The organism is Erythrobacter donghaensis (genome assembly GCF_002155425.1).
GTDB classification, from domain to species: Bacteria; Pseudomonadota; Alphaproteobacteria; order Sphingomonadales; family Sphingomonadaceae; genus Erythrobacter; species Erythrobacter donghaensis.
Window position 1 is genome coordinate 662,956 of sequence record NZ_MUYG01000011.1, and the last position, 14,866, is coordinate 677,821.

The 14,866-nt window shown below is 65.9% G+C and carries 16 protein-coding genes; 6 read left to right on the top strand and 10 right to left on the bottom strand.

Annotated features, from left to right (window positions below; translation table 11 throughout):
• The first annotated feature begins 44 nt into the window (after positions 1-44).
• From glmU to BZF59_RS14690, 4 genes are read left to right on the top strand one after another with little or no spacing between them, the layout of a single operon-like run.
• Positions 45-1,415 carry a bifunctional UDP-N-acetylglucosamine diphosphorylase/glucosamine-1-phosphate N-acetyltransferase GlmU gene (gene glmU, locus BZF59_RS14675; protein WP_086608968.1) on the top strand — a complete coding sequence of 457 codons (1,371 nt, stop codon included), beginning with the start codon at positions 45-47 and terminating at the stop codon, positions 1,413-1,415.
• Positions 1,412-2,008: a hypothetical protein gene (locus BZF59_RS14680; protein WP_086608969.1), complete on the top strand. Its 597-nt coding sequence runs from the start codon at positions 1,412-1,414 to the stop codon at positions 2,006-2,008. Before glmU ends, BZF59_RS14680 begins: the two co-directional genes overlap by 4 nt.
• Positions 2,001-2,273 (top strand): HNH endonuclease, encoded by a 273-nt coding sequence (locus tag BZF59_RS14685; protein ID WP_086608970.1) that lies wholly within the window; start codon positions 2,001-2,003, stop codon positions 2,271-2,273. The genes BZF59_RS14680 and BZF59_RS14685 overlap by 8 nt, the downstream gene beginning before the upstream one ends.
• A 56-nt stretch (positions 2,274-2,329) precedes the next feature.
• Entirely contained in the window at positions 2,330-2,926 is a 597-nt protein-coding gene (locus BZF59_RS14690) for an SOUL family heme-binding protein (RefSeq protein ID WP_086608971.1), read from the top strand.
• A gap of 16 nt (positions 2,927-2,942) precedes the next feature.
• Here BZF59_RS14690 and BZF59_RS14695 read toward each other — a convergent pair whose 3' ends face one another.
• From BZF59_RS14695 to BZF59_RS14735, 9 genes are all read right to left on the bottom strand, one after another.
• Positions 2,943-3,185: a DUF1153 domain-containing protein gene (locus BZF59_RS14695; RefSeq protein WP_086608972.1), complete on the bottom strand. Its 243-nt coding sequence runs from the start codon at positions 3,183-3,185 to the stop codon at positions 2,943-2,945.
• 250 nt (positions 3,186-3,435) lie between these two features.
• The gene (locus tag BZF59_RS14700) at positions 3,436-5,550 is read right to left on the bottom strand and encodes a prolyl oligopeptidase family serine peptidase (RefSeq protein ID WP_086608973.1); all 2,115 of its coding nucleotides are present in this window, start codon (positions 5,548-5,550) and stop codon (positions 3,436-3,438) included.
• A gap of 234 nt (positions 5,551-5,784) precedes the next feature.
• Entirely contained in the window at positions 5,785-6,042 is a 258-nt protein-coding gene (locus BZF59_RS14705; RefSeq protein WP_086608974.1) for an ATP synthase F1 subunit epsilon, read from the bottom strand.
• Positions 6,043-6,048: 6 nt separating this feature from the next.
• Positions 6,049-7,503 carry a F0F1 ATP synthase subunit beta gene (atpD, locus tag BZF59_RS14710; protein WP_086608975.1) on the bottom strand — a complete coding sequence of 485 codons (1,455 nt, stop codon included), beginning with the start codon at positions 7,501-7,503 and terminating at the stop codon, positions 6,049-6,051.
• Positions 7,504-7,524: 21 nt separating this feature from the next.
• Positions 7,525-8,394, bottom strand: coding sequence for a F0F1 ATP synthase subunit gamma (locus BZF59_RS14715; RefSeq protein WP_086608976.1), 870 nt, complete (start codon positions 8,392-8,394; stop codon positions 7,525-7,527).
• Positions 8,395-8,406: 12 nt separating this feature from the next.
• A complete protein-coding gene (gene atpA, locus BZF59_RS14720; protein ID WP_086608977.1) occupies positions 8,407-9,936 on the bottom strand; it encodes a F0F1 ATP synthase subunit alpha in 1,530 nt (509 codons plus the stop codon).
• Positions 9,937-9,948: 12 nt separating this feature from the next.
• Complete coding sequence (locus BZF59_RS14725) at positions 9,949-10,503, bottom strand: F0F1 ATP synthase subunit delta (protein ID WP_086608978.1); 555 nt, start codon at positions 10,501-10,503, stop codon at positions 9,949-9,951.
• 180 nt (positions 10,504-10,683) lie between these two features.
• Complete coding sequence (locus BZF59_RS14730; protein WP_086608979.1) at positions 10,684-11,139, bottom strand: hypothetical protein; 456 nt, start codon at positions 11,137-11,139, stop codon at positions 10,684-10,686.
• Positions 11,136-12,746, bottom strand: a complete 1,611-nt coding sequence (locus BZF59_RS14735; RefSeq protein ID WP_086608980.1) for a S1 family peptidase — start codon at positions 12,744-12,746, stop codon at positions 11,136-11,138. The genes BZF59_RS14730 and BZF59_RS14735 overlap by 4 nt, the downstream gene beginning before the upstream one ends.
• 91 nt (positions 12,747-12,837) lie before the next feature.
• On the opposite strand from BZF59_RS14735, the gene BZF59_RS14740 reads away from it, so the two are divergent.
• Positions 12,838-13,494, top strand: a complete 657-nt coding sequence (locus tag BZF59_RS14740; protein ID WP_143738187.1) for a hypothetical protein — start codon at positions 12,838-12,840, stop codon at positions 13,492-13,494.
• Positions 13,495-13,557: 63 nt separating this feature from the next.
• The gene (locus BZF59_RS14745) at positions 13,558-14,604 is read left to right on the top strand and encodes a bifunctional transcriptional activator/DNA repair enzyme AdaA (protein WP_086609243.1); all 1,047 of its coding nucleotides are present in this window, start codon (positions 13,558-13,560) and stop codon (positions 14,602-14,604) included.
• Here the strand turns inward: BZF59_RS14745 and BZF59_RS14750 are convergent, their stop codons facing one another.
• Complete coding sequence (locus tag BZF59_RS14750; RefSeq protein WP_086608982.1) at positions 14,605-14,856, bottom strand: hypothetical protein; 252 nt, start codon at positions 14,854-14,856, stop codon at positions 14,605-14,607.
• Positions 14,857-14,866: the final 10 nt, after the last annotated feature.

Consider the following 14,866-nt stretch of genomic DNA (forward strand, 5'->3'; position numbering starts at 1 on the left):
GCAAGCATTTGCTGGCAGGCGCGGGTTTGCTTACAGGGGCTTTCATGACCGACATCACTTCTCCCTTTGCCGCCATCATCCTTGCTGCGGGCAAGGGCACCCGGATGAAGAGCGATCTGCACAAGGTGCTCCACCCGATTGCCGGGCGGGCGATGCTCGATCACCTGATGGCGAGCGTTGCAGAGCTCGGGCCGGAGCGCACCGCCGTGGTCGTCGGCGCGGGGCGCGAGCAGATCGAGAAGGCGGTGGGGACGCGCGCGGTGACCTGCCTTCAGGAGCCGCAGCTCGGCACAGGGCACGCGGTGCAGCAGGCGGAGAGCGCGCTGGCGGGCTTCAGCGGCGATGTGCTGGTGCTCTATGGCGATGTGCCCTTCGTCAAGGCAGGCACGATGCGCGCCATGCTTGAGCGGCTGCACGGCCCGGACGCGCCTGCCGTGGTGGTGCTCGGCTTCGAGCCGGATGATCCGCTCGCCTATGGCCGGGTGATCGCGGATGATGCAGGCGCGATCCTCAAGATGGTCGAATACAAGGACGCGGACGAGGGCGAGCGCGCCTGCCACCTGTGCAATTCGGGCCTGCTCGCGGCGCGTGCCGAAGACCTGTTCGCGCTGCTCGCCCGCATCGGCAACGACAACGCACAGGGCGAATATTACCTCCCCGATATCGTCAATATCGCAATTGCCGGAGGACGCAGCTGCGCGGTGATCGTGGCCGAGAGCGCCGACGAGGTCGCCGGGATCAACTCCCGCGCCGAACTCGCAGGGGCCGAGGCGCGCTGGCAGGCCGCCCGCCGCCTTCGCGCGATGGAGGAAGGCGCGACCCTGATCGCCCCCGACACCGTCTTCTTCGCTCATGACACGGTGCTGGGCCGCGATGTCACGATCGAGCCCAATGTCTTCTTCGGCCCCGGCGTGCAGGTGGCCGACAAGGTGCTGATCCGCGCCAACAGCCATATCGAAGGCGCTTCGCTCGCCAGCGGGGTCAAGGTCGGCCCCTTCGCGCGGCTGCGCCCCGGCACGGTGCTGGAGGAGGGCAGCTTCATCGGCAATTTCGTCGAAGTGAAGAACGCCACGCTCCACGCCGGGGCCAAGGCCAGCCACCTCACCTATCTGGGCGATGCCTCGGTGGGCGCGGGCGCGAATATCGGCGCGGGCACCATCACCTGCAATTACGACGGCTATTTCAAATATCGCACCACCATCGGCGAGCGCGCCTTTATCGGCTCGAATTCCTCGCTGATTGCGCCCGTCACCATCGGCGCGGATGCGATTGTCGCAGCCGGATCGGCCGTCACCCGCGATGTCGCGCCGGGCGAACTGCGCATGGTGCGCGCCGAGCAGCTGGTGAAGGACGGCTGGGCCGACCGCTTCCACGATGCGATGAAGAAGAAGAAAGCGGCGGAGAAGAAGGGGTGAGGGCGGCGCTCGGCCTCGCGGCGCTCGCGTTGCTGGCGGGATGCCAGGGGCAACCGGCTCATGAGGCTGGCGCAAACGAAGCGAAGATCGCTCCGGTCTCGTCTGCCCCAGCAGCCGAGCCCACAGCAGCGCCTGCAAAGAGCAGCGCCAAACTTGACTGCGCCGCCGACGAGACGCCGATCTTTGCCTGCCAATTCAAGGACGGCAAGCGCGTTGCCGTGTGCGGCGTGAGCGAGTGGTATGGACGATACCGCTTTGGCCGCGACACGGCAGAACTTGAACTGGACGGCGGCAACTACGCCTACACCATGTATTCCGGCGGCGGCGAGGGCCAGATCGCTTTCGACAATGGTGACACGCGCTACATCGTTTTCAGCCGCATGGTCCGCACGGGTTTCGACGAGAATGGCAACCGCCCCGCGATCAGCGACGGGATCGTGATCGAGCGTGGAGGCAGGTTTGTCGACATCAAGCTGTGCGAAGATCCTGATATGATCCCCCTCCGGAACGAGGCAGCCAACGCGATATGGGAAGACGAGGGCAAGTTGTTCACCGACGAAACCATTAGAGCGGACCCTCCCGGCAATGAGTGACCACGACGACCTCACCTGCTGGCTGTGCGAGCGCCCCTTGGGCGACATCGTCCAGTGGCATCACTCGATCCCGAAGGCGAAAAAGGGCAAGGTGAAGGTGCCGGTGCACCCGATCTGTCACAAGACGGTCCACGCCAACTTCACCAACAACGAACTTGCCCGCATCGGCGAGGACGCGGAGTCGATCCGCGACAATCCCGCCATCGCCAAATTCGTCGCCTGGATCGCGAACAAGCCCGCCGATTTCGACGCGCCGACGCGCTAGGCACGGAACTTATCGCAGGCTTGCCCGGTTTATCCTGCATCATCAGGAGAACCGCCATGAAAGCCGCTCGCTGGATCGCTGCCGGGGTCGCCCTCGCCTCTGTGGGAGCCGCCGCCGTGTATGCCCAGTATCGCCAGACCGAACAGCCCGATTTCGCCGTGGTGCGCGCGGACGAGGATTTCGAACTGCGCGACTACCCGTCGCTGGTCGTGGCCGAGGTCAGTCATTCAGGCTCGCGCGAGCGGGCGAGCGGGGCGAGCTTCCGGCGGCTTGCAGCCTATATCTTCGCGCAGGACCGCCCTGAAGGCGGCGAGGCCATCGCCATGACGTCGCCCGTGCTTCAGGACGAAACCCAGCCCGGCGAATGGCGGATGCGCTTCGTGATGCCGTCGAAATACACGCTCGCCACGCTGCCGCCCGCACCTGCCGACATTACGCTGACCGAAGTTCCCGCGCGGCGCATGGCGGCAGTGCGGTTTGCAGGCTACGGCGGGGCCCGTGATCTCGCACTGATGGAAGCGCGGCTGCGCGACTGGCTCGCCACGCAGGGCCTGATGCCCGCAGGCGAGGCCGAATATGCCTTTTACGATGCCCCGATGGTGCCCGGCCCCCTGCGCCGCAACGAGGTGCTGATCCCCGTCGCGGCGCAGTAGAGAGCCGGACTAGCCATCAGGCGTCCTGCATCGGCGCGGTTTCGCCGCCGGTGGCGATGTAATCCGCTTCCCACTGCGCGAACTCGCTGCGGCTCAGCAGGTAGCGTTCGCGCGCTTCATGGAAGCTGATCGCCTTTTCGTGCACCGCCCGCACCACCTCGTCCTTGCGCGCCTTGGACCAGTGCACGCGGTGATTGCGCGGCAGCGAATTGTAGCTCTTGATCGCATCGGCGATCGAGACATTTCTGGGATAGGCCATTGCTCATACTCCTCGTCGCTTGTCGTCATCGCCCCCGATTGAGACGAGTGTTGACGGGGAGGCCTAACGAGATGCTGCCGGATATGGTTAACAAGGGCTTGATGAAACGCGCCGTGCTTTTCGCGCGGCGAGTTGAGGGCAAAGTGTCGGCTTGTTTTACAGGCAGTTGCGTTGCCTCTCGAAACTAACGCAAAGCGGGGGCGGTGCCGCCCTGGCACCGCCCCCGCCGCAAGACTCCGGATGGGCGCGTTTACTCGCCTGCCGCCGGCCCCATCAGGCGCTGCATCAGGTAGACGAATTGGAGCGCCTGCAGCTTGGCGCGCTGATCATTGTCCACCCCGCCGGAGTGGCCCCCGGTGGTGTCCTCGAAGTAGTAATAGGGCTGGCCGAGCGCCTTCAGCTTGGCCGCACCCTTGCGCGCGTGGGCGGGGTGGGTGCGATCATCAGCGGTAGAGGCCCAGAGGAAGGGGGCGGGGTAGTCCACGCCCTCCACGATCTTCTGATAGGGCGAATAGCCCTCGATCCAGGCGCGCTGTTCGGGGATGCGCGGATCGCCATATTCGCCGATCCACGAGGCCCCGCGCCCGATCAGGTGATAGCGCAGCATGTCGAACAGCGGGATCTGGACGATCGCCGCATTCAAGAGGTCGGGCCGCTGGGTGAAGAAGGTGCCCACCAGTAGGCCGCCTTGCGAGCCACCCTGAATGCCGAGATGCTCCGGCGACGTGAAGCCGCGCTTCACCAGATCCTCGCCCACCGCGATGAAATCGTCCCAGGTGCGCTGCTTGTTCTCGCGGATCGCGGTCTGGTGCCACATCGGCCCGAACTCGCCCCCGCCGCGCAGGTTGGCGAGCACATAGGCGCCGCCCTTCTCGACCCACAGCTTGCCCGTGGAGCCGAGGTAGCCCGGCAGACGCGGCACCTGAAACCCGCCATAGCCGGTCAGCAGTGTCGCTGTGGAGCCGTCGAGGGTCATCCCCTTGGGCTTGACGACGAAGTAGGGGATCTTCGTCCCGTCCTTGCTGGTCGCCTCGTGCTGTTCGACATCCATGCCTGCGGGATCGAAGTAGGAGGGCGATTGCTTGACCTGCTCCAGCGTCACTCCGTCCTTGGCGTAATACCAGGTGCCAGGGCTGAGGAAGTCGGTCGAGGTGAACATGATCTCGTCGGTCTCGTCGGACGACGCGACGACGCCAACCGTGGCATTGTCCGGCAGGGCGACCTGCGTGCTGGTCCACTTGCCATCGGCGTAGTCGAACTTCAGCACCCGGCCCCGGACATTGTCGAGCAGGTTGACGAACAGGCTGCTCTTGGTGGTGGCCGCGCCGAGCTTGGTCTGGCGCTCTCCCGGAGCCCAGACCAGCGTCATTGCGGCGCCGTTGGGGTCGGCCTTCCACGCCTCGAGATCGGCTGAGACCAGCGAATCCGCCGGGAAGGTCTGGTCGCCGCGGGTCCAGTCCTCGTCGGTCGAAAACAGGATCTGGCCGTCGATAATGCCATAGGGCCCGGCCTTCTTGGGCAGGTCGAGCTTCAGCCACGCGCCGTCCTTCTCGAAGAAGTACTCGCGCTCGTGGAACGACACGCCGCGATAGGCGAGACGGCCGTGGATCACCGCATTGCCATCGCGCAGCAGCGAGGCGCCCGAGGACACATCGGTCTTCTCGCCACGGAAGATCTCCGGCGCGTCCTCCAGCGCGGTGCCGCGCTTCCACAGGCGGGTGGTGAAGGGGTAGAAGCTTTCGGTGGTGGTCTCGGGCGTGAAGTTGCGGCTCACCAGCATGGTGTCTTCATCGAGCCACTGCGCGCTGCCCTGACTTTCGGGCAGAGCAAAGCCGCCTTCGACGAAGCTCTTGGTGGTGATGTCGAATTCGCGGCCAAGGCTCGCGTCCTTGCCGCCGTCCGACAGGTAGACCATGCAGCGTGTGCCTTCGGGCGGCAGGCAGGACATGCCGCCATAGACCCATTCCTTGCCCTCAGCCGCGGCGAGCGCGTCGACATCGAGAATGGTTTCCCATTCGGGCTTGTCGGTCCGCCAGCTTTCCAGCGTGGTGCGGCGCAGGATGCCCTTGGGGTTCTTCGCGTCCTGCCAGAAATTGACCATGCCGTAGGGGGCAAAGCCGACGCCCGGCACCCGCTCGTCCGAATTGAAGATCGCCAGCGCCTCGGCCTTCAGCTGCGCGTAGCGCGGGTCGGATTCGAAGGCCGCCAGGGTGCGTTCGTTCTCCTTGGCGACCCAGTCGAGCGCTTCGGGGCTCCGGGCTTCTTCGAGGAAGATGAAGGGATCCTGCTCGGGGCCGGGGATGCCCGCGACGGCGGTTTCTTCGGCGGCGGCAGCGGCAGTGCCGGTGGCGGATGCGACGGTCATTGCGAGAGCCAGTGCGAAAGTGGAGACAAGTTTCAAGCGTCCTCTCCTCTGGGGAATGCGAACCGATGTTGTGCCGAGTGCGCGCGGTGATGTGAAGGGGATAGAATCAAAAAGGGCGAGCCATTGGCCCGCCCTTGTCTCAATCCAGCGAGTCCCCGCGCAGGCGGGGATCTCGTGCAACATCGCTCTTTGCCTAATGAGATCCCCGCCTGCGCGGGGACTCACATCTTCGTTTCAGCCCTCGACGTGCTCGGCGAGAACCGTGAGGCCCTTTTCATTCACCTCGGCAAAGCCGCCGCGCACCTGAATGATCTCGGGCGCAGCGCCCTCCTTGGCGAAGACCTGCACCGCGCCGTCGCGGATGGTGCTCATGAAGGGCGCGTGGCCTTCGAGCACGCCGAATTCGCCCTCGGTGCCGGGGACGACCACCATGTGGACGTCTTCCGAACGGACGAGCTTGGCCGGGGTGACGAGTTCGAAGTGGAGGGGCATGCTGCCTTACGCCTCTTCGGCCATCTTCTTGGCCTTCTCGACCACCTGATCGATCCCGCCGACCATGTAGAAGGCCTGCTCGGGCAGGTGGTCGTATTCGCCGTCGACCACCGCCTTGAAGCTCTTCACGGTGTCTTCGAGCTGCACGAACACGCCCGAGATGCCGGTGAAGACTTCGGCGACGTGGAACGGCTGCGAAAGGAACTTCTGCAGCTTGCGCGCGCGAGCGACGATCAGCTTGTCCTCTTCCGACAGCTCGTCCATCCCGAGAATGGCGATGATGTCCTGCAAGCTCTTGTACTTCTGCAGCGTTTCCTGAACGCGGCGGGCGGTCTCGTAGTGCTCCGCACCCACGACGCGCGGTTCGAGCACGCGGCTGGTCGAGTCCAGCGGGTCCACTGCGGGGTAGATGCCGAGCTCCGAGATCGCGCGGCTGAGCGTGGTGGTCGCATCAAGGTGAGCGAACGACGCAGCAGGCGCAGGGTCGGTCAAATCGTCCGCAGGAACGTAGATCGCCTGCACCGAGGTGATCGAACCCTTGGTGGTCGAAGTGATGCGTTCCTGCAGCTTGCCCATATCGGTCGCCAGCGTCGGCTGATAACCCACCGCCGAAGGAATACGGCCGAGCAGCGCCGACACTTCCGAACCCGCCTGCGTGAAGCGGAAGATGTTGTCGACGAAGAACAATACGTCCTGGCCTTCGACGTCGCGGAAATATTCCGCCATGGTCAGGCCCGACAGGGCGACGCGGGCACGTGCACCCGGGGGCTCGTTCATCTGGCCGAACACGAGCGCCACCTTGGAGCCTTCTGAAATCGCCTCGCCCGCTTCGTTCTTGGCGATTACGCCCGCGTCGAGGAATTCGTGATAGAGATCGTTGCCCTCGCGGGTGCGTTCACCCACGCCGGCGAACACCGACACACCGCCGTGGCCCTTGGCGATGTTGTTGATCAGTTCCTGGATCAGCACGGTCTTGCCGACGCCCGCGCCGCCGAACAGGCCGATCTTGCCGCCCTTGGCGTAGGGGGCGAGGAGATCGATCACCTTGATGCCGGTGACGAGGATCGCCGCTTCGGTCGACTGGTCGACGAACAGCGGAGCCTCGGCGTGGATCGGCGAGGTCATTTCCGCACCGATGGGCCCACGCTCGTCGATCGCTTCGCCGACGACGTTCATGATGCGGCCCAGAACCTTGGGGCCGACCGGCACCGAGATCTGCGCGCCGGTGTTGATCACTTCGCTGCCGCGCACGAGGCCTTCGGTCGCGTCCATCGCGATGGTGCGCACGGTGTTCTCGCCGAGGTGCTGGGCGACTTCGAGCACCAGCGTCTTGTCGCCGTTGCGGGTTTCGAGCGCGGTGAGGATCGCGGGCAGTTCACCGGGGAACTGCACGTCGACGACAGCGCCGATGACTTGGCTGATCGTGCCGTTGGTGGTCTGGTTGAGAGCGGCGGTGGCCATGATTGTTTCCTTGGCTTTCGATTAGAGCGCTTCGGCGCCAGCAATGATTTCAATGAGTTCGGTGGTGATCGCGGCCTGGCGGCTGCGATTGTACTGGATGGTGAGCTTCTGGATCAGCTCGCCCGCGTTGCGCGTGGCGTTGTCCATCGCGGTCATCGAGGCACCCTGTTCGGAGGCCTCACGCTCGAGCAGCGCGCCGAACAGCTGGGTGCGCACGTAGCGCGGCAGCAGTTCTTCGAGGATTTCCTCTTCGCCGGGCTCGTATTCGACCACCGCGTCGGCCGCGACCGCATCGGTCGGGGCGGGGACGGGGATGAGCTGGTTGACGGTCGGGTCCTGCGCCAGCGCCGACTTGAACGTCGGGTAGATCAGGTGTGCGACATCAAACTGGCCTGCGTCGAACATTGCGATCAGCTCGTCGGCGATGGCCTCGGCCTCGTTGAAGCCGGGAGTCTTGACCGTGCTGGTGTCGAAGCCCGCGCCGATCAGGTTCGGGAACTCGCGCTTCAGCGGCGCGCGGCCCTTCTTGCCGACGAGGTAGAATTCGACCGTCTTGCCCGCGGCCTGCAGCTCGCGCGCCTTGGCCTTGGCGGCCTTGACGATGTTCGAGTTGAGACCGCCGCACAGGCCCTTGTCGGTGTTGACGACGACCAGAAGGTGCTTCTGATCGGCGCCCGTGCCCGCCAGCAGCTTGGGCGCGGCGGAGCCGGACACCTTGCTCGCCAGCGACGCCATCACCGCAGACAGGCGCAGGGCATAGGGCCGCCCGGCCTCGGCCGCAGCCTGAGCACGGCGCAGCTTGGCCGCCGCGACCATCTGCTTGGCCTTGGTGATCTTCTGGGTCGATTTGACCGAGTTGATCCGGCCCTTGAGTTCCTTGAGCGATGGCACTGCCGGGTGTCCTTACGCGAACTGCTTGCCGAAAGCTTCGAGCGCGGCCTTGGTCTTGTCCGCGACGTCGCCTTCGAACTTCTTCGAAGTGCGGATTTCGGTCAGCACGTCGCCGTGTTCGCGGCGCATGAAGTCGAGCATCTGCGCTTCGTATTCGTTGACGCGGTTCACCGGGATCGAATCGAGGAAGCCGTTGGTGCCGGCGTAGATCGACACGGTCTGCTCTTCGAACGGCATCGGCGAGAACTGCTTCTGCTTGAGCAGCTCGGTCAGGCGCGCGCCGCGGTTCAGCAGCTTCTGCGTCGCCGCATCGAGGTCCGATCCGAACTGCGCGAAGGCCGCCATTTCGCGGTACTGCGCGAGGTCGAGCTTCATCGAGCCCGAGACCTTTTTCATCGCCTTGGTCTGCGCGGCACCGCCGACGCGGCTCACCGAAAGACCGACGTTAATCGCGGGGCGGATGCCCTGATAGAACAGGCCGGTTTCGAGGAAGATCTGGCCGTCGGTGATCGAGATCACGTTGGTCGGAATGTAGGCCGACACGTCGCCCGCCTGGGTTTCGATGATCGGCAGAGCGGTCAGCGAGCCGTGGCCGTTGTCCGCGTTCATCTTCGCCGCGCGCTCGAGCAGACGGCTGTGCAGATAGAACACGTCGCCCGGATAGGCTTCGCGGCCGGGAGGACGACGCAGCAGCAGCGACATCTGGCGGTAGGCGACGGCCTGCTTGGAAAGGTCGTCATAGACGATCACGGCGTGCATGCCGTTGTCGCGGAAGAACTCGCCCATCGCGCAGCCGGTGTAGGGCGCGAGGTACTGGAGCGGGGCGGGCTCGGAAGCGGTCGCGGCGACGACGATCGAATATTCCATCGCGCCGTTTTCTTCGAGCTGCTTGACGATCTGCGCGACGGTCGAGCGCTTCTGGCCGACCGCGACATAGACGCAGTAAAGCTTCTTGCCTTCATCGTCGCCCTGATTGGCTTCCTTCTGGTTGATGAAGGTGTCGATCGCGACGGCGGTCTTGCCGGTCTGGCGGTCACCGATGATCAGTTCGCGCTGGCCGCGGCCCACGGGCACCAGCGCGTCGATCGCCTTGAGGCCGGTCTGCACGGGTTCGGAAACGGATTCGCGCGGGATGATGCCCGGCGCCTTCACTTCGACGCGCATGCGCTTGTCGGCGACGATCGGGCCCTTGCCGTCGATCGGGTTGCCGAGCGCATCGACCACGCGGCCGAGCAGGCCCTTGCCGACCGGCACGTCGACGATGGTGCCGGTGCGCTTGACGACGTCGCCTTCCTTGATCTCGCTGTCCGAGCCGAAGATCACGACGCCGACATTATCGGCTTCGAGGTTGAGCGCCATGCCCTGCACCCCGTTGGCGAATTCCACCATCTCGCCGGCCTGCACCTGATCGAGGCCGTGGATGCGGGCGATCCCGTCACCCACCGACAGCACGGTGCCGGTTTCGCTGACTTCGGCCTCGGTGCCGAAATTGGCGATCTGGTCCTTGATGACCTTCGAGATTTCTGCGGCGCGGATTTCCATTTTTCGTGTCCTTTAAGCCTGCATGGCTTTGGCGAGCGAGTTGAGACGGGTGCGGATCGAGGCATCAATGCGCTGCGAACCGATGGTGACGACGAGGCCGCCGAGAAGGTCGGGATCGACCGAGGCGGTGAGCATGACAGTGCGACCTTCGCGCTGCGTGAGCTTGGTCTTGAGGCTGGCGAGCTGATCGGCGCTCAGCGGGTGGGCGCTGGTGACGGTGGCGGTCACTTCGCCGCGCTGGGCAGCGGCAATCGCCTTGAACGCGCTGATGATCGCGGGCAGCTTGCCCAGACGGCGGTTGGCGGCGAGCACGCCGAGGAAATTGGTGGTCAGCGGGCTGAGCTTCAGCTTCTTGGCCACCGCTGCCATCGTCTTGCCCTGCACGTCGCGGGCAAGCTCGGGATTGGTAGTGAGCGCCGTGAGATCGGCCGAATCGGTCAGGGCAGCGCCCAGCGTTTCGAGATCCTTCTCGACCGCAGTCACCTTGCCATTCTCGGCAGCCAGATCGAACAGGGCCGAGGCATAGCGTCCAGCCAGGCTAGCCTTGATACCGGCGGAAATATCCACGCGCGTCTCGTCCTCTCGGAAAACTCGTAAAGGGGTCTTGCTTGAACCTTGGCGTAAGGGCGAGCGCACAGGCTGCCCGCAAGGTTGGCGCGCGCCTAGCAATTGATTCCCGATCCTGCAAGCCGCGAGCGGCGGGAATTGTGCAAGTGCGAAGAATGCGCCGGTCACGCGCGGGGCGGGCTAATCCTCGGCATAGGCCGGAGCGAGGCGGATACGCGCTTCGTCCATGGCGCGCATGACGGCAGGCTGGTGGAGCAGGTCGTCGCAATAGAACACCGGCGCCGTGGCCGAGCCGCCGGTCTCCTCGAGTTTGACGAGCGCGATCGGCATCTCTGCCAGCGCGGCATCGATTGCGGGCAGCAAGACATTGAAGGCGGCGAAGATGTCGCCGCGCGAGTGCTCGACCAGCACCTGACCCCAACGGTCGCCCTGTTCGCGCAGAACGCGAGCATCGGTCTCGGGCACGCCCTTGCCCTCAAGCGAGCGGAGGCAATGGGCCATGGCAAAACCATGCACATGGCGATCGAGCAGCGTGTCCCCGGCTGCGATCCCGCCATTCTGCGAGGTGACGCAGGCTGTCGCCATAAGCAGCGGTGCCAGCCCCGCAATCACCTTGGGCCAGCGCGATTGCGTCACCGCGCCGCTGCCTTTGCGGTGCAGGAATAGACCAGTCGTTCGTTGGGCCGATCGGGCAGCTTGGCGATCAGTGCCGACTGCTGCTCGCCCAGCGTACGCGCAGCATCGCTGACCCCGCAGGAGGGCGGGGTATAGGCGGCGCGGGCCTCGCGCGCTTCGGCCAGCGCTTCTGCACCTAGAAGATAGCGGTCGGTGCGCAGGGTTCGGGTGGCCGGGTCATAGGTGTTGACCGCCACGGCCGAATCCTCCTGCGCGGCGAACACGCGGATCCATTCGCCGCCCTTGCCGAGCCCGTATTGCGTGCGGCCGTTGACGCAGCCATCCGCCGACCATTCCAGCGCAACATCATCGGTGCGCGCGGCGGTGACGCGGCTGCGGTCGGGCACGAGCGTGCAGATCAGGTCGCCTTCGGCTGCGGTGGAGGGGGAGGTCGGTTCGGGCGCGGGGCCGCCTTCGGCTTCGGCGAGGGCGGCGGCGACCCGGTCCTCGATCTCGGCAAGGCCGGGGCGGGTGATCCACAGCAGCCCGGCGATGACCAGCGCGGCGGCGGAGGCAGCGGCGGCGAGGCGGGCCTGAGTGGTGCGCGCCGCGTCACCGCGCCACACGCTTGCGGCATAGCCTGCACCGATCGCCGCGATCAGCGCGATCAGCGCCAGCGCCATGCGGTTCTCGCGCGCCGCCAACACCTGCATCTGCGCCGTCAGCCGGGCCTTGTCGCGCACCTCGCGCATTTCCTCGGACCGCTGCGCCATCCGCTCGCGCGCCTGCGACTGCTCGGCTTCGAGCCGCTGGCGTTCTTCGGCGTTGAGCTCGTCGATCGAGCGGCAGGGGAGGGTGTTGGTGGTCGGTTCCACCCCGTTGCTGCGCAGGAATGGGAGCAGTTCGCGCAGGGACACCGCGAAGTAGAACTCGCCGTCCCCGCCCGAGGAATCCGCGCTGAAGGAATTGACCCCGATCACCCGTCCGCACGGGTCGAGCAGCGGCCCGCCCGAATTGCCGCGCGCGATGGGGGCGGTGTGAAGGATGGTGTCGAACTGGCGGCTGGGCCGTTCGCCCGAAAGGAAGCCGCGTGATTTCACCGGCGGCTGCGCGCTGAAAATGTCGGCCATGTCGAGCCCCTGCGCCAGATCGACATTCATCGGATAGCCCACTGCCGCCACCTCGCCGAGGTTCGCGCCGTTGCCGCCCGCCAGCGCCAGCGGCGGCAGGCGCAGCGCGCCCTTGGCGATTTCGAGCAGGGCGAGGTCGTTGCGCGGGCTGATCGCGATCACCCGGGCAAAGGCGCCGCCCTTGCCTTCGGGCGGGACGATGCCGATGCGCAGCGTATCGTCCTGCGTCGCCTCGCTCACCACATGGGCGTTGGTGACGATCCGGGTGGGGCTGACGGCAAAGCCGGTGCCGTGGCTGATGGGAACGGGCTGATCGCCCTCTTCGCCGATGATCACCACCCGCACCACCCCGCGTGAAGCCGCTTCGACATCGCCCGGATCGGCGGCGGCGGGGCCAGCGGGCAGGGCGAGGGTGATTGCCAGCACCAGCAGGGCCGCAAGCCCAAGGGTCAGATGGCGCAGCGAAGCGGCTTTGATGATGCGGGGGACGTCTTGCATAGATTGACGCTTATAAGCGCGTTTGCGAAGCATGGGCTAGTTCGCGTTGCGTCGGAACGGAATGCAGCGCTCTGCCGAGGAGAATCACCCGATGTCACGCCGCTTTCCGCTCGTGCTTGCGATGCTGGCTGCCATGATCGCTGCTCCGGCCATCGCGCAGCCAAGCCCTCCGGTGGCCGAGGCTCCTTCCGGAACAATCGCCTTCACGGTGCATGGCGATGCCTTTGCGGTGGCGACGCCCAAAGGCTACTGCGCCCCCACCGGAGCGCGGGCGGCGCAGATGGATACGGCGAATGCGTGGGATTCGCAGAACTTTACGCCGGTCAGTCTGATCAAGTGCGGCACTGACAGCGGGGACTACATCCTGGTGAAGACACCGCGCCTTGCCGAGCCGATCGCGCTGTCCCGCGCGGAATTCCTCGGCGTGATGAAGCAGCAATTCACCCCCGATGTCATCGAGCAGGGCCTTGCCATCGGGAGCCGCGATCTCAGCAACGGGTCGGGCAAAGCGGTCAAGGTCGGCGGAGACACATTCGGCTATCGCGATGCGGATGAGACGTGCGTCTATCTCGGTGGCTCGCTGGAGGCGGCCGGCGCGGATGGGCGCAAGGTCGCCGGTCAGGTGGGTGTCTGTGTCACGCTGATTCGGGGACGGCTGATAACGGTCAACGCCTATGATTTCACCCCCGGCGCTGACGCCGCAGCGCTGATGGCCCGCGCCCGCGAGATCGCGCTCACGATCACCTGATCACGCCGCCTGCGACATTGAGCGCAAGACGCGGGGGTGTGCGCGGGCGCAGAATCGGGCAGAATGTTTCACGTGGAACATTTTGAGAACATATCCGATGCGGCGCGTTGGCAGGCCGTGCTGGACAAGGATCGCCGGTTCGACGGGGCCTTCGTCACCGGAGTTCACTCGACCGGGATCTATTGCCGCCCTTCCTGCCCGGCACGTGCGCCCTTGCGCCGCAATGTGCGGTTTTACCCCGGCTCTGCCGAGGCCGAGGCGGCGGGGCTGCGCGCGTGCAAGCGCTGCTCCCCGAACAGCCGCAGCGCCGAGGAAGCCTGCGTGCTCGCCGCGATTGCCGCGATCCGCGAGAACGGCGCGATGACGCTTGATCAGCTCGCCGATCTGACCGGCTATGCCCCCACGCACTTCCAGCGGCTGTTCAAGCGGACGGTCGGCCTGTCGCCCGCCGCCTATGCCCGCAGCCTGCGAGAACAACGTGTGCACGAGGCGCTGACGAGTGGGCAACAGGTGGGCGACGCGTTGGCGCGCGCGGGCTATGCCGGACCCAAGCAGTTCTACGCAGAAACGAAAGGCAGGCTGGGCATGAATGCCAGCGACTGGAGCAGGGGCGGCGCGGGCCGCGTGATCAATTGGGCGGTGCTGGAGACCTCGCTCGGGGACATGCTGGTGGCCGCGACTGACAAGGGCGTGTGCTGTCTCGCCTTTGGAGAGGGCGAGGCGGAACTGCGCGCCCGCTTCCCCCGCGCTCAACTGGTCAGGGCGGGCGAGGCTTTCCGCGATCTTTTCGCGCAGGTCGTCGCGGCGGTCGAACAGCCGGGGCCGGGCTCGGCCGCGATCCCGCTCGACGTGAAGGGCACCGCGTTCCAGCAGCGCGTGTGGGACGAATTGCGCCGCATTCCGCACGGCGAGACGCGGAGCTATGGCGAGTTGGCGGCGGCGCTGGGCAATCCCAATGCGAGCCGCGCGGTGGGCGGGGCCAACGGCGCGAACAATGTCGCGGTGCTAATTCCCTGCCACCGCGTGATCGCCGCCGACGGCTCGCTGGGAGGCTATGCCTACGGATTGGCGATCAAGGCGGAGTTGCTCCGGCGCGAGGGCGCGGGCTGATTACTGATCGTCCGGCTCGCCGCCCGGCGCGAAGGGTTCGGGCGCGGGGCCGGTATCGACATTCTCTGCCGGCGGGTCGCCCACGACATTGCCCACGCCGGTATCCTCGATCACGATCGGATCTTCGACCGTGCCGTCGCCATCGCCCGAGGGATCGATCATCACCACAATGGCAAGCACGCCCATCAGCGCGATCACGGCAGGCCAGAGCCACTTGTTGCGAGGGGGTTGCGGGTTGAGGGGATCGGCCATGGGGCGCTCC